Origin of the sequence: Pelomonas margarita, from assembly GCF_043555875.1 — a bacterium.
Lineage (GTDB): Bacteria > Pseudomonadota > Gammaproteobacteria > Burkholderiales > Burkholderiaceae_C > Pelomonas > Pelomonas margarita.
Genome location: NZ_JBIGHW010000002.1, coordinates 452885 through 467490, shown reverse-complemented (window position 1 = coordinate 467490; position 14606 = coordinate 452885). Strand labels below are relative to the sequence as shown.

General features: G+C 72.5%; 9 protein-coding genes. 6 read left to right on the top strand and 3 right to left on the bottom strand.

The genetic code is table 11. The features are described 5' to 3' along the window. Window positions 1–36: 36 nt before the first annotated feature. From ACG0Z3_RS05680 to proC, 3 genes are all read right to left on the bottom strand, one after another. The gene (locus tag ACG0Z3_RS05680) at window positions 37–582 is read right to left on the bottom strand and encodes a hypothetical protein (RefSeq protein ID WP_394396118.1); all 546 of its coding nucleotides are present in this window, start codon (window positions 580–582) and stop codon (window positions 37–39) included. A gap of 172 nt (window positions 583–754) precedes the next feature. Next, window positions 755–1288, bottom strand: a complete 534-nt coding sequence (locus ACG0Z3_RS05675; protein WP_394396116.1) for a chorismate--pyruvate lyase family protein — start codon at window positions 1286–1288, stop codon at window positions 755–757. 7 nt (window positions 1289–1295) lie between these two features. Next, on the bottom strand, window positions 1296–2114 hold the full coding sequence (proC, locus tag ACG0Z3_RS05670) for a pyrroline-5-carboxylate reductase (protein ID WP_394396113.1): 819 nt from the start codon (window positions 2112–2114) through the stop codon (window positions 1296–1298). Between the two features lie 99 nt (window positions 2115–2213). Here proC and ACG0Z3_RS05665 point away from each other — a divergent pair, with 99 nt between their 5' ends. From ACG0Z3_RS05665 to ACG0Z3_RS05640, 6 genes are all read left to right on the top strand, one after another. Beyond that, window positions 2214–5219 (top strand): ATP-binding protein, encoded by a 3006-nt coding sequence (locus ACG0Z3_RS05665; protein WP_394396111.1) that lies wholly within the window; start codon window positions 2214–2216, stop codon window positions 5217–5219. A gap of 215 nt (window positions 5220–5434) precedes the next feature. Further along, window positions 5435–8035 carry a beta strand repeat-containing protein gene (locus ACG0Z3_RS05660; protein ID WP_394396110.1) on the top strand — a complete coding sequence of 867 codons (2601 nt, stop codon included), beginning with the start codon at window positions 5435–5437 and terminating at the stop codon, window positions 8033–8035. Between the two features lie 32 nt (window positions 8036–8067). Further along, complete coding sequence (locus ACG0Z3_RS05655; protein ID WP_394396109.1) at window positions 8068–8931, top strand: hypothetical protein; 864 nt, start codon at window positions 8068–8070, stop codon at window positions 8929–8931. Between the two features lie 26 nt (window positions 8932–8957). Continuing rightward, window positions 8958–10034 (top strand): CAP domain-containing protein, encoded by a 1077-nt coding sequence (locus ACG0Z3_RS05650; RefSeq protein WP_394396106.1) that lies wholly within the window; start codon window positions 8958–8960, stop codon window positions 10032–10034. 3 nt (window positions 10035–10037) lie between these two features. Then, window positions 10038–13532 (top strand): autotransporter-associated beta strand repeat-containing protein, encoded by a 3495-nt coding sequence (locus tag ACG0Z3_RS05645; protein WP_394396103.1) that lies wholly within the window; start codon window positions 10038–10040, stop codon window positions 13530–13532. Window positions 13533–13579: 47 nt separating this feature from the next. Further along, complete coding sequence (locus ACG0Z3_RS05640) at window positions 13580–14599, top strand: hypothetical protein (RefSeq protein ID WP_394396102.1); 1020 nt, start codon at window positions 13580–13582, stop codon at window positions 14597–14599. The last annotated feature ends 7 nt before the right edge of the window (window positions 14600–14606 follow it).

Genomic DNA, 14606 nt, shown 5'->3' with positions numbered 1-14606 from the left:
GAGGTTCAAGCCGGTTTCATCGCCCGGCCCCTGGGTTCACTTGCCGAGCAGGCCCGCCATCTCCAGCTTCAGCACCTTGGCCTGGGCGCGGCGCTCCTTGGTCGCGGCGCGCTGGTAGGCCTCCTCGGCCTTCTCGCGCAGCACGACGGCGCGCGCCAGCGCCTCCTGGTAGCGCTCGATGGTGTAGGTGTTCTCGGTGCCGATGTAGACGCTGCGCGCCAGCGGCGTGTCGCCGAAGCGGGGCAGGGTTACCGCGAAGCTGCAATCACGGACACGACTGCCCGCGCGCTGGCGAACGATGGGGCCGGAGATGCCCGACGGCAGGTCGCTCTGCTTCTTGCGGCTGGGCGTGCGGCGCAGGCGCGACGGCGCCGGCAGCGTCGCGATGCGCTTGAGCAATTCCTTGGTGGCCAGCGCCAGCGCCTTCTTTGCGCCGCTGCCGTCCTGGCTGTGATCGGAGTACAGCTTGGTGCCGCCGTAGCGCAGCTGCCAGCCATGGGTGGAAAGGTGATCGATGCGCTGGATGCACTGCGGCACCATGAAACGCTCGCCGGTGAAGATCGCCACATCACGGGTCTTCATGTGTTGTCCCAACTGTTCTTAGCCTGCCTTTGCGCGGTCGCGGCAGGTCGTCTAACGCCCCTCTGCAGGGGCAGATTTTATGGGTGTTCACGACACGGTCGCGCATATATGACCGGGTGGAAACACCGCCCTCGATCACGCGTCAGGCTGCCGACAGCTAGGCGCCTGCGGGCTAACGCCCGGGTCGGTGCCGCCGCAGCTCGGGCGCGAACAGCTCCATCACGCGCAACTGCGCGCCGCTGCGGCTGAACACGGAGTGGCGCGACCACAGCATCTGAGCCGGCATGGCCTCGCCCGTGGCGGCCTGCCACTGGCGCGCGGCGTGCCGGCGCGTGTGGCCGTGGCGCGAGAGCCGGCGCGGCTGCAGCTCGCTGCGGCGGATGCGGTCGTCGTCGTACAGCAGGTGGGCCAGCGGCCGGGCGCCCAGCCCCTTCACCGCCCGCCACGGCCCCGTGGTGGCACGCTGGTGCAGCGCGGAGCGGGCCCACACCAGCGGCCGGTCGTCCACGCGCAGGATGACCTCGCGCACCACCGTGAGCCCGCGCGGCGGCAGGCCCAGCGCCGCGCGCTCCAGCGCCCGGAACGGCGCCACGCGCTGGCGCAGCACCTGCACGCTGAAGCGCTCGCCCAGCCGCGCCAGGCGCCGGCTCAGCGAGCCCGGCGCGCGCAGCCAGTCGCGCAGGCTGTCTCGGGTGGCAATGCCCATGGACGCTTCAGCCGAACTCCCGGCCCAGCTCGGCGGCACGCTGCTGCGCGGCGATCACCGCGCGGCGGATCGCCGCGTCCACGCCGTCGGCCTGCAGCGCCGTGATGGCGGCATGCGTGGTGCCGCCCTTGCTCGTCACGCGCTCGCGCAACGTGGTGGGCGACTCGGGCGACACCAGCCCCAGCGCCGCCGCACCCTGGCAGGTGGCCAGTGCGAGGCGCCGGCCCTGCTCGGCGCTCAGGCCCATGTCAACCGCCGCAGCCATCATGGCCTCGACGAAGAAGAAGAAATACGCCGGGCCCGAGCCCGACAGCGCCGTCACGGCATCCAGATCGTCCTCGCGCTCCACCCACAGCGTTTGCCCCGTGGGCCTGAGCAGGTGCTCGACGGCGGCGCGCTCGACGGCCGACACCGCCGGCCGCGCATAGAGCCCGGCGATGCCCTGGCCGATCAGCGCCGGCGTGTTGGGCATGCTGCGCACCACGCGCTCGCTGCCGGTCATCCGCACGAGGGCCTGCGACGGGATGCCCGCCATCACCGACAGGTGCAGCGCCCCTCCCAGCCAGGCCTGCAGCGGCTCGGCCGCCGCCGTGAACAGCTGCGGCTTGACGGCCCACACCACGGTCGCGACACCGGCCAGCACTGCGTCGCCAGCGGCCAGCGCCTCGATGCCGAAGTCGGCACGCAGCTTGTCGCGCTGCGGCGCGTGGGGTTCGACCACGAGGACGTCGGCCGCCTTCACCTGGCCGGCGCGCAGCAGGCCGCCAAGGATGGCGCCGGCCATGTTGCCGCCACCGATGAACGCGAGGGAGTGCGCAGAATTCATGGGCCGCGAGTCTAGGGCCTGCGCCGGGCAAGATTCCCCCGCAAGAAGTGCCCGCCGCAGCCCGGCCGGGCCGGTCGCTCGGCGACACTGCCGACCGCCATGCTGCGCCTGCTCACCGTTCCCGCCTGGGCCCCAGACGGCTCGCCCCCTCACCGCCTGCCGGCCACTGTGCCGGGTGCGCTGGTGCTGGTGCTGGCCCTGCAAGGCACTACTGGCATGGCGCGCGAGCGGCTCGCCGCGCTGTTCTGGCCCGACGCCGAGCTCAGCGACGCGCTGCACCACCTGCGTGTGAACCTGCACCGCGCCCGCAGCCTGCTGCGCGGCTGGGGCTTTGCCGAGCGCCTGCAGGCCGACGGCTCCCAGCTGGTGCTGGACCTCCCCACCGACCTGGCTGCCGAGCCCGCCAGCGCCAGCCCGCCCGCCGCGCAGGACTGGCTGGCCGACTGGCGGCTCACCGGTTACGAAGGCTTCGACGCCTGGCGCCGCGAGACCGCCCAGGCCCTGCACCGCCGCTGGCTGCAGCAGCAACGGCGGCAGTTCCCGGACATCGCCAACCCGCCGCCGCCCGCACGCGACGCCGAACACCTGCAGCTGCGCAGCAGCGCCGCCCCGGCCGTGCTGCTGCTGGGAGAACCCGGCGCCGGCAAGAGCACGCTGCTGGCCACCGCCTTCCCGCACGCCCCCTGCCTGCGCGGCCTGGAGGGCCTGCACGGCATGCCCTACCGGCCGCTTCTGGACGCGCTGCGCCCGCGCATCGCCGCCCTGCAGGCCGCGCTGGACGACCCGCGCGGCACACTCGGCGCCTACCGGCTGGACCTCGCCCGCCTGCTGCCCGAGCTGGCCCCGGACGAACCGTTGCCGCCGCTGGACGCGCTGACCGCCCAGGCCCGGCTGACCGAGGCGCTGGCGCGCGCCTTCGAGGCGCTGAGCCCCGTGCTGCTGGTGGACGACCTGCAGTGGTGTGACCCGGCCACAGTCGAGTGGCTGCTCATGCTTGCGCAAGGCGACCGGCTGCGCTGGCGCGGCGCCGCGCGCACGCACGAGATGCCGGCTGCCACAGCGCAGGCCCTGCAGCCGCTGACGGATGCCGGCCGCCTGCTCACGCTAGCGCTGGCGCCGCTGTCGCGCGAGGACCTGGACGTCGTCTGCCGTGCACGCTGGCCCGACAGCAGCTTCGGCACTGAGGCGCTGGACCAGCTCCACACCCTCAGCGCCGGCAACCCGTTCGCGCTGAACGAACTCGTCGCCGCCGGCGCGCCCGCCCAGGCCACCGCCAGCTCCCTGCCTGAGCGCGTGCGCCAGATGGTGCAACGCCGGCTGGAGGCGCTGCCCACGCTGGCAGCGCAGGCGGTCGAGGCTGCCGCCATCCTGGTGCAACCCGTGCCGGAAGCAGCGCTGCGCCTGATGCTGGGCCTGCCCGACGGCGAGGCCGGCGACCGCGCCTGGCAGCAGGCCCGCGAGCAGGCCCTGGCCGCCGGCATGCTGGACCTGCAGGCCGACGGCCTGACCTGCGCGCACGACCTCATCCGCCAGGCCACCGCCGCCCGCCTCGCCACGCCCCGCCGTCTGGCCCTGCACCGCCATGCCGCGCTGTGGCTGGCCACCCAGCCGCAATCCGATGCCATGAGCGTGGCCGAGCACTGGCGCGCCGCCGGTGAGCCGCAGACCGCGCTGGCCTGGCGCCATCGCGGCGCCGAGCAGCTGAAGGCGCGCGGCCGCTTCGACGAGGCCTGTGCAGTCTGGCGCGAGGTGGCCGACCACGCGCAGGACTTCACCCAGGCGCTGCTGGCCCGGCTGGAGCTGGCGGCCTGCGACCTGTTCGAGGACCTGGCGCGCGGCGAGGTCACGCTCAATGCCATCCGCGCCCAGCTCGACGGCGTGGCTGACCTCGCCCAGCGCCAGCTGATGGAAGGCCGGCTGCGCGCCGCGCTGGTGGACAACCGCGTCTTCGCGGGCGACTTGGCCGCCGCCGCCGTGCACGCGGCGCGCCTGCGCGAACTGCTGCCGGTGCTGCCGGCCGCGGAACGCCTCCACGTCTACGAGGTGCTGATCGAGCTGGCCATGCGCGAGCCTGACATCCCGGCCGCCTGGGCGCTGCTGGGCCAGCTGCGCCAGGCCGCGCCGCGGCTGCCGTCGGTGCTGAGCTTCGAGGGGCAGATCCACTGGTTCGGCGGCCATGTGCGGCCCGCGCACGACGCGCTCGCCACGCTGCTGGCGCGCCACCCCGACTACTGCCGCGGCCTGACCATCGAGAACGACCTGGCCGTCATGCTGCACGCGCTGGGCGAACTGGCGCAGGCCGAAGTCATGGCCCGGCGCAGCCTGCAGAGCTGGGCCGGCGTCATCCACACCGAAAGCCTATCGCACCTGGTGCTGGGCAGCGTGCTCACCAGCGCCGGCCGGCATGCCGAGGCCGAGGCCGTGCTGCTGAAGGCGCTGGCGCAGGCGCAGGAGCAGGCCAGTGCCTTGTTCGAAGCCGAGGCGCGCGTGCGCCTGGCCCGCTTGCGCCTGCAGTGCGGCCGCGCCGCCGAGGCCGCCGAGACCCTGGCCATCGCCGGCCCACTGCTGCGCGAGGCACAGGAACCGCTGCGGGTGTCCAACTGGGTGTTGATGGCCACGCTCACCGCCACGGCGCTAGGCCAGCGACCAGCGCCGCAGGAGATCGCTCGGCTGCGCGCCGCGAGCGCGCGGCTGCAACACCCCATGGTCCAGGCCCGCGAGGCCCGCGTGGACGCCGAACTGGCGTTGGCCGACGGCGACGGCGCCGCCGCGCTGGCCGCCGCCGACCGCCAGGCGGCCGTCGCCCGCAGCCACGGCCTGCAGGAGTGGGCCGCCGAGGCGGTGCTGCTGGCGCTGCGCGCACGCCGCCTGATGGGCGAGCCCGAGGCCACGTTGCGCCCGCTCGCGCAGGACGTTGAAGCCCAGGCCGCCAGCAAAGGCTACGCCGACCTGCACTGGCGCGCCGCCACCTGGCTGGCTGCCCACGGCGGCACGCCAGCCGACGCCAGGCGTGCCCGCGCCGCGTTGGCGCGGCTGCGCGGCAGCGAACGGCCGTCTCTTTTCGACGGCAAGGCCGCCGCCCGCCGCGAGCCGCGCTGGGGCTGAGCGCCCGCGCAGCGGATGTCATAGCCGGCGGCTTACCGGCATAGGCACCGTTGCCGCTGGCTCCTTGCCACTATTCACCCCCTCCCTTGAAAGAGCCTCCCCAACTGCGGGGGCCCGCACCGGCAGCCCGACGCGCTGTGGGGGTGCCGCTGAGACGCCGCTGAGACGCCTGACCGGCAGCATCGGGTTCTCTCTGGACACCCGCCCGCCGCGCCATGACGCCGACCCGCCTCACCTTGACCCGCCTGGCCCTGGCGCTGCTGACACTCAGCGCCGCCTCGGCAACGACCGCAGCCACCGTCACCTGGACCGGCGCCACGACAGGCGGCACCTGGGACGTGGTCAACAACTGGGACAACGGCAATGCCGGTCGGCCAGGGGCCGGTGACTCCGTGCTGCTGGGCAGCGCCAACACGACGATCCGCGCCGTCCTGCCCATGCAGGCGGCCACGGTCACCGGCAACGGCACGTTGACCATCCTCAGCGGCGCCGCCCTCTCGCTGAGCGACAGCGCCAGCCTGGGCGGCCTGAACCATAGCGGCACCCTGAACAACACCGGCCGCGTGGTGGTGACGGGGGCCAGCACCCTCTCGGGCGCCATCCTCAGCGGCGCGGGCACCACGCGCTATGAAGGCGTACTCGCCATCCAGGGCAATACCAGCGTCCTGCAAAACGGGCAGACCCTCGAAGTGGCGGGCGCGACCACGGTGCAGGGCAACACGATTACCGGCCTGTCTGTCAGCGGCGGTGCGCGCATCGTCAACCAGGGCACGTGGGTCGATACCGCCAGCGCCAACAGCCGCCTGAGCGGCAACGGCGGTACCAGCGCCTTTGACAACCAGGGCAGCTTCACCAAGGCCAGCGCCACCACCACCACCATCGGCAGCTTTGGCCTCAGCTTCAACAACAGCGGCAGCGTCAACGTCGACGCTGGCACGCTGAGCCTGATCGGCAACGGCGCCAGCACCGGGCAGGTCCGCATCGCCAGCGGCGCCACGCTGGACTTTGCCGGCAGCGGCGCCACCTTTGACCTGCACCGCGGCGTGACCAACGCCGGCAGCTTCCAGGTCCGTGCCGGCATCATCAACGCGGCACAAGGCCTGGCGCTGGGCGGCAGCACCGTCATCACCGGCGGCACACTGACCCTGGGCGGCGACAGCCAGTTCGACACGTTCAACTTCGTCGGCGCCGGTCGACTCAACAGCAACGCCACGCTCATCGTCACCGGGCCCACCACTTGGGGCGGCGGCACCTTCGCGGGCACAGGCACCACGCGGCTTGAAGGCGCGATGAGCCTGGTGGGCGCCTCGTCCAGCGCTCTCAGCGGCGGCACGTTGGTGCTGGCCGGCACGACCACCCACACGGGGAGCGGGGGCATCAACATCAATGCCAACGGCGCCCGCCTCGTCAACGAGGGCAGCTGGCTGGATCAGGCCGCCGGCAACGTGAGCATCGGTGGCAGCGGCGGCACGCGCTTCGACAACACCGGCCGCTACATCAAGACGAGCGCCTTCACCACCAGCATGGGCACGTCGGGCACGGCCTTCAACAACACCGGCACGGTGCAGGTGGAGGCTGGCACGCTGGACTTCTTTGGCGGCGGCAGCAGCCCCGGCCAGTTCACGGTGGCCGCTGGCGCCACGCTGCAGTTCAGCGCCGGCACCATGGCCTTGGGGCCCTCGGTCAGCAATCTCGGCACCTTCAGCATCCGGGGCAGTGGCGCCGTCGTGAACGCGGCACAGGGCCTCGCGCTGGGCGGCAGCACGGTCATCAGCGCTGGCCGGCTCAACCTGGGTGGCAACAGCCAGTTCGAGCGCCTGGATTTCGTCGGCAGCGGCCGGCTCGACAGCAATGGCATCCTCGTCGTCACCGGGCCCACCACCTGGGGCGGCAGCACGTTTGCGGGCACGGGCACCACGCGGCTCGAAGGTCCGGTGAGCCTCGTGGGCGCCTCATCCAGCCACCTCAGCGGCGGCACGCTGGTAATGGCCGGCACCACCACGCAGACCAGCAGCGCCAGCATCAACATCAACGCCAGCGGCGCCCGCCTCGTCAACGAGGGCACGTGGCTGGACCAAGCCGGCGGCAACATCAGCATCGGCGGCAGCGCGTCTCGCTTCGACAACACCGGCAGCTACATCAAGACCGGCACCTTCACCACCACCATCGGCAGCTTCGGTACCGTCTTCAACAACACCGGCACCGTGAACGTGCAGGCCGGCAAGCTGCAGGTGTCCACGGGATTCAGCAACACCGGCCTGATCACCCTCGCCGCGGGCACCGAGCTGCACGGCACGGTCGGCGCCTTCACCAACGCCGGCACGCTGGCCGGCGACGGCACGGTGCGCGCGGCCGACCGGCTCACCAACACCGGCACGCTGGCGGCCGGCGGCCTGAGCGACGCTGGCACGCTGAGCCTCATTGGCGGGCTGACGCAGCAGGCTGGCGGCATCTTTCTGGTGGACCTGGGCGGCACCATGGCCGGCAGCTTCGACATGCTCACCATCAGCAGCGTCGCCACGCTGGGCGGCACGCTGGCCGTCAACCTGCTGGACGGCGCGCACTTCAACGTGGGCGACAGCTTCACCGTGATGACCTGGGGCCAGCGCCTGAACAACAGCCAGTTCACCAACCTGGACCTCAGCCAAGCCCAGGGCTACACGTTTGCCACCGAGTACGGCGCCAACAGCCTGACCTTGCGCGTGATGACCGCCGCCCCCGTGCCCGAGCCGGGCAGCTGGGCGCTGATGGCTGCGGGCCTGGCCGGCCTGGGCGCACTGCAGCGCCGCCGCACAGCCGCCACGCGCACGGCCTGATACCTCAACGCCTGCGCCGCAGGGAGCCCGCCATGTCCAAAGCTCTCGACGACCTGCTGACCAAGCTGCCGCTGTGGCTGGGCCAGTTCACACGTACGCTGACCCACCCCAGCCAGGTGCTGACCGAGCAGCTGAGCGCGGACACCGCCGCCAGTGCCTCGACGGAAGCCAAGCCCGTGCAGGACGGCGTGGGCTTTTTGATCCTGTCGTTCGCCGTGGCGGCCGGCGTGGCAATTACCTTCCCTGTGGCCAGCATGGCCCCGCTGGCACCCGCGCCAGCCGACGGTGCGCTCGCCCAGAGTGCCTTGGTGCTGCGCCATCTGTTCGTGTTCCTGGGCGCCGCCGCGCTGGTGCACGGCGCCAGCAAGCTGCTGGGCAACCGGCAGGCCTTTGCCGGCTTCTTCGGCGCGGTGGCGCGCTTTGGCGGCGTGACGCTGGTGCTGCTGGCCCTGGCCGGGGCGCTGACCAACGTGGGCATGGCCGACCCCATCGCCGCGCGCAACTGGCAGCAATTGCGCCAGGTGGCCGTGCAGATGGGCGAGAGCGCCAAGACCGCGCTCTGCCAGGCCGACGCCCAGACGGGCCAGCTGCCGCCCGGCACGGCGATCAACGGACTGACCCCCACCCGGCTCGCCGAAGCCCAGGCGCTGTACCTGGACACCGCCGCCCGCCCGCTGGTGGTGATCGCCAGCGCGCTGGAATCGCTGTGCCTGCTCGCGCTGACCGTGTGGCTGGGCTGGGTGTGGTGGCGCTATTTGCGCGTCAGCGGGCTCACGCCCGGCCGCGCCGTCGCGGCGAGCGCCGTGGGTGCCGTTGGACTGGGTGCCGGTCAGCTGCTGCTGGTGCTGATCGACAGCGGCCAGATGGCCTCGCAGCTGATGCGCAGCTGCAGCTGAACTCACCCCACACGCCTCCGATCCCCATGACACATCGCCTCCTCGTCCGGCTGCTGCGCCACACCATCACCCTGCTGACCGCCAGCCTGCTCTGCGTAAGCGCTGGTGCCATGCCCCTGGTCAGCGCCGAGGCGGCCTTGCTGGCGCTCATCAACGATGCACGCGGACAGCTGGGCGCCTCGGCACTGACCGTGAACGACCGCATGCGTGACGCAGCGCTCGCCGCCGCGCAAGACATGGCCGCCCACGCCATCACCGGCCCTGTAAGCAGCGATGGCAGGACGGTGCTGGATCGCCTGGGCGACGCCGGCTACACCGCCGCCACCTTCCAGCCCGTGGGCCTGGTGGGCACGGGCGGCCCGGACGGCAGCGCCACGGTGCTGCTGGATCTCTGGCTGGCCGACGCCACCAGCCGCACCACGCTGACGGCCACATCGGCCACCGAGATCGGCGTTGGGCTGAGTTTCGACAGCGCATCGCGGTCGTACTGGTCCCTGGTGATCAACCCGGTGGTGCCGGCCGACAACGGTGGCAACAACACCCCACCCACCCCGCCGGCCCTCCCCGGACTGGACCCGACCGCCTGCGCGGCCGGCCTGGCCACCCTGGACCGCGCCCAGTGCCTGCTGAACGACCTGCGGCTGCGCCAGGGCCTGCAGCGCCTGGCGCTGGACGGCGCCCTGACCGACGCCGGCCAGGCCCACAGCCTGGACATGCTGAGCCACGACTTCCTGGGGTTCCTGGGCAGTGATGGCAGTGACCTCACGCGACGCACGGCGCAGGCCGGCTATGACGGCGCCGCTCTCGGCCAGCTGGTGGCGGGCGGCTTCGCAGGTGTGGACGCCGTTCTGGGCGCCTGGCTGGACGAGGCATCCAGCCGCGACGTGCTGCTCAACCCCCTGGCCAACGAGTTCGGCCTGGGCCTGCAGGGCAGCGGGCGCGACAGCCGCTGGACGCTGTTCACCGGCCAGGCCGACGACACCGCGGCCGCCCTGCCCGAGCCCGCAGCGCTAGGCCTGGCCTTGCTGGCCTTAGCAGCGCTGGGCGTGGCCCAGGCCCGCCGCCGCCCCACGCCCATCTTTCTCCCGACCCCGAGGACCTGAGCCATGCGCCACCTTGCCCTGCGCACCCTCCCCGCCGCCCTGGCCCTGCTGGGCCTGCTGCCCGCCCCCGGCGGCGCGGCCGTTCACACCTTCACCGGCACCGTCAGCGGCAACTGGAGCGACACGGCCAACTGGGCCGACGGCCTGCCCGGGGCCGGCGGCGAGCTGCTGCTGGACAGCGCCGCGCGCCCCGCCAGCTTCAACGACATCGCCGGCGGCCTCAGCCTGCTGGGGCTGACCTTGGGTGCCAACGCCCCGGCCCCAGCGCTGACCGGCAACGCGCTGCGCTTCCAGGGCGCGGGCGCCTACCTGCGCATGCTGTCCAACGCCGGCCACGGCAGCGTCGACAACGACCTGCAGCTGGACAGCACGCTGCAGCTCACCGGCGGCCCCAGCAGCGCCAGCCAGCTGTTCCTGCGCGGCGACATCAGCGGCAGCGGTGGCCTGGCCGCCGTGAGCGGCCGCACGGTGCTGAGCGGCAACAACAGCTTCGCCGGCCTGACCACGGTGACGGCCGGCGCGGCGCTGGGCGTCGCAGGCGCAGCGCTGGCCGGCACGAGCGGCATCCAGGTGGCACGCGGCGGCGAGCTGCAGATCGTGGACGCCAACGTCATCACCACGCTGACCGCCCCACTCGCGCTGGGCGGCACGCTAAGCAGCAGCGCCGGCTTCGTGCAGACCATCTTCGGCCCCATGCCCGGCGGCATCGTCAACAGTGCCATCACGCTGACCGACACGGCCACCGTCGCCGCGATCGCCGGCACGGCAGCCCGGCCGGTGCACATGGTGGTGAACGGCTCCATTGACCGCGCCGGCCAGGCGCTGACGCTGACGACCGCCGGCGCCCGCAGCACGCTGGCCACGGCGGCCATCACCGGCAACGGCACGCTGACGCTGCGCCCCAATGGCAGCACCCTCACCACCGGCGCCGTCAGCGGCACGGGCGACCTGATCGCCACCGGCAGCGGCGGCAGCGCCACCGTGGCCCGGCTGACGGACGACGGGCAGGTGCGGGTGGACTTCGCGGCCAACAGCTTCGGCGAGCTCGTCATCACCGGCGACATCAGCGGCCAGCGTGACCTGGACGTGCGCGGCGGCACGCTGAACCTGCGCACCGCGGTGCCGCTGGGCTTCAGCGGCCAGATCACGCTGCAGGGCAGCGGCACGCTCAGCCTCGGCCGCGAGAGCTACCTCGGCAGCGCCAGCCCGGTGCTGCAGTTTCTGAACGGCGGCCGGCTGGTGCTGCGCGACGGCTTCGGCCTGGCGCGCAACATCGTCACCAGCGGCGGCCGGGGCTTGCTGGAGCTGGGCGGCGGCAGCAACACCGTCAGCAGCGTCATCAGCGGCGACGGCGGCTTCAGCTTCATGGGCGGCGTCATCACGCTGACCGGCAACAACAGCTTCGCCGGCGGCCTGGGCGTGTTCAACGACGGCACCGTCAACGCGGCCGGTCAGCTCAACACCACCACCGTGCGCTTCCTGCACGACGGCAACCTCGGCCTGGCGGGCCAGGGCATCACGCTGGGCGGCGGCCTGGCCCTACCCGACGGCTATACGCTGGCCCGCCCGCTCACACTGGCGGGCACCCGCGCGACGGTCAGCGGCAGCGGCGAGCACGTCATCGCCAGCGCCATCACCGGCGACGGCCGGCTCAACCTCGGCGGCGCCGCGCGCTACGTGATGACCGGCACCGCCACCCACACCGGCGGCGTGGCGCTGGCCGGGCAGTCCAACGGCCAGGCCGCCGAGCTGGTGCTCGCCAGCGACGCCCAACTCGGCGCGCCCGGCGGCGTGTTGAACATCGGCCGCGCCAGCGGCTTCTTCGCGCTGCCCGGCACGCTGGTGGCGGCCGGCAACCTGGACATCGCCGCCACGCGCAGCACCAGCTTCCGCGCGATGACGGTGGACACCAACGGCTTCGACGTCGTGTTCAACCAGCCCATCACCGGCCTCGGCATGACCAAGGCCGGCGCCGGCACCTGGACGCTGAACACCGCCAACAGCGACGCCAGCGGCGACAACCTCGTGAGCGTGCTGCAGGGCGCGCTGGCGCTGGGGGTGAACGAGGCGCTGGGCGCGCGCAGCCTGGTGGACGTGGCGGCCGGCGCGCAGCTGGCGCTGGGCGGCCACGCGCTGACGGTGATGTCGCTGAACAGCGCCGCCGGCAGCACGGTGGACCTCGGCACGGGCGGCCGGCTCAGCCCGCTGTTCGGCGCGCTGGACGGCGCCCTCACCGGCCAGGGCAGCCTCGTCGTCGGCCGCGCCGGGTTCTCGCCGGGTGCCGTGACGCTGAACGGCGCCAACAGCTTCAGCGGCAGCATCGAGGTGACGAACGGCAGCCGGCTCACCGTCGGCCATGTCGACGCACTGGGCGCAGCCGGCAACCTCATCCGCCTGGATAACGGCTCGCTGGAGGCCAGCAACCGCCTCGCCGCACCGCTGGTCATCAGCAATGCCACCACCCTGCAGATCGGCACGGGCGGCGCCGGCTTCGTGGCGGGCGGCCAGTCCGTCGTCATCGAGCGCACGCTGACGGGGCCGCTGACGCTGCGCATCCAGGGCGGCAGCCTGCCCGGCAACGGCGGCGACAAGTTCGACGTGCGCCTGGCAAACGCCGCCAACAGCTTCACCGGCGACCTCTTGCTGGGCGACCCGCATGGCTTCGGCAGCGCGGTGCTCGGCATTACCGCCGACGGCTCGCTGGGCGCGGCCGGCAACCGGCTCATCCTGGGCAAGAGCTTCTTCGACGGCGAGAGCACCCGCAGCGCCCAGGGCGGCCTGCGCGCCTGGGACTCGCTGACGCTGGCGGCCACGCGCACCGTGCTGCTGGACGGCGAGTCGGGCGACACCGCCGGCTTCATCGACACCAACGGCCACACCGTGGTGGTGGAGGGCAGCATCGGCGAGCTCAGCTCGGACCAGGGCCTGCTCAAGACCGGTACCGGCACGCTGGTGCTGAACGGCGTGCAGGGCTACAGCGGCCTCACCACGGTGAACGAAGGCAGCCTCGGCGGCCACGGCGAGGTGGCCAGCCTGCGCGTGCAAGGCGCCGAACTGGCGCCGGGCGAGAGCGCCGGGCTGTTCAGCGTGCGGCAGGACTTGAGCTTCAGCAGCGCCGCCCAGCTCAGCATCGAGCTGGGTGGCCTGCTGCGCGGCAGCGGCTACGACGCGCTCAACGTTGGCGGCAGCATCGACCTCGGCGGGGACACGCTGCTGCGCCTGAGCTTCATCGACGGCTTCGTTGCCACCGCGGGCCAGCAGTTCCAGCTCATCCAGGCCGACGGCGGCCTGTTCGGCAACTTCGCCAACGTGGCCGACGGCGCGCGGCTCCTGACCACCGACGGCAGCGGCAGCTTCCTCGTCCAGTACGGCAACGGCCAGGGCCTGGTGATCAGCGACTTCCAGGCCGCCGCCGTGCCGGAGCCGTCCACCTGGGCGCTGATGCTGGGCGGCGCCGGGTTGCTGGCGTGGCGGCGGCGCTCGCGGGCGGGCCGCTGAACGACGCGCCTGGCTTCCTTCCTTCACCGTCACCCTGAGGACCCACCATGAGCCTTGATCTGCCGCACCGACCTTGCCTCCACGCCCTGGCCCTGGCCGCCGGGGGCTGGCTGGCCGCCCTCACGTCACCCGCCGCGCTGGCCCAGAACACCGTGGGCGCCACCGTGCCCTTGAGCGTCAGCATCGAAGGGCTGCCAGCCGGGCTGGCGCCCCGGGTGGTCACGGAGCGGCTGTTCTGCGGCGATGGCAACTTCACGCACGTTGTGAAGAACCCGGAGCTGGTGCTGCAGGCCGTCACGACCCAGCGGTTCGACTGGATCACGCTGCCCACGGGCTTGCGGCAGCTGCAGGTGACCCCGGTCACACGTTACGTCGGCAACTTCCAGATGCCGTACGGGCGGCAACCCGGAGATCCCACCATCGTTGTCGAGTGCAACACCAGCTGGGGCTACCCGGAGAACCAGCACCCGATGCAAATGAGTCTGCGGGTGGACGGCATCGTCGCCGGACGCCCGGCCAGCCAGTTCATCAATCTGGGCCCGCTCGGTGTCCGTTACCAGTCGCCGCAGCCCGTGCAACTGAACCGGACCCTTGCCTCGATGACGGAACACCTCTGGTCATGGACGGCCCAGGACGGCGGGCTGGCGCGCGGCATGCGACACAACGTGCAGGCCACCTTCCGGTCCGACACCGGCGCAGCTCAGCCCACGCTGACGATCAAGACAGCGCCGCCGCAAGGGCCGTTTCTGGGAATTTCCAGAACCCTCGCCGAACTGTTCCAGCACGTTGATGGGCGCTCATGTGTGAAGGCAGACGGCGTGGTGCGGTGCATTGGCGATGAGCCTGGCCCGGTGCTGCATGGCAACCTGCGCCTGTGGGGCGTTCAGCGCTACGACGAGCGGGTGGTGTTCTTGTTTGAGCTCCTGCAGTCATTCCCGACGGGTTCCGTCCAACTGGTTGCCTCGGCGCGCAGCACTGAACTGGGCAGCTACATCGGCCCTGGCGGCGTTGTCCCCGCACCGCTGCTGCCCTGGCAAGCCAAGACGATGACGCTGCGCGTGCAGTAGCGCCCGC

What these genes read in the sequence shown, in the direction of transcription:
- ACG0Z3_RS05680 (WP_394396118.1), bottom strand. Translation starts at nt 582, where the DNA reads ATGAAGACCCGTGATGTGGCGATCTTCACCGGCGAGCGTTTCATGGTG.
- ACG0Z3_RS05675 (WP_394396116.1), bottom strand. Translation starts at nt 1,288, where the DNA reads ATGGGCATTGCCACCCGAGACAGCCTGCGCGACTGGCTGCGCGCGCCG.
- proC (WP_394396113.1), bottom strand. Translation starts at nt 2,114, where the DNA reads ATGAATTCTGCGCACTCCCTCGCGTTCATCGGTGGCGGCAACATGGCC.
- ACG0Z3_RS05665 (WP_394396111.1), top strand. Translation starts at nt 2,214, where the DNA reads ATGCTGCGCCTGCTCACCGTTCCCGCCTGGGCCCCAGACGGCTCGCCC.
- ACG0Z3_RS05660 (WP_394396110.1), top strand. Translation starts at nt 5,435, where the DNA reads ATGACGCCGACCCGCCTCACCTTGACCCGCCTGGCCCTGGCGCTGCTG.
- ACG0Z3_RS05655 (WP_394396109.1), top strand. Translation starts at nt 8,068, where the DNA reads ATGTCCAAAGCTCTCGACGACCTGCTGACCAAGCTGCCGCTGTGGCTG.
- ACG0Z3_RS05650 (WP_394396106.1), top strand. Translation starts at nt 8,958, where the DNA reads ATGACACATCGCCTCCTCGTCCGGCTGCTGCGCCACACCATCACCCTG.
- ACG0Z3_RS05645 (WP_394396103.1), top strand. Translation starts at nt 10,038, where the DNA reads ATGCGCCACCTTGCCCTGCGCACCCTCCCCGCCGCCCTGGCCCTGCTG.
- ACG0Z3_RS05640 (WP_394396102.1), top strand. Translation starts at nt 13,580, where the DNA reads ATGAGCCTTGATCTGCCGCACCGACCTTGCCTCCACGCCCTGGCCCTG.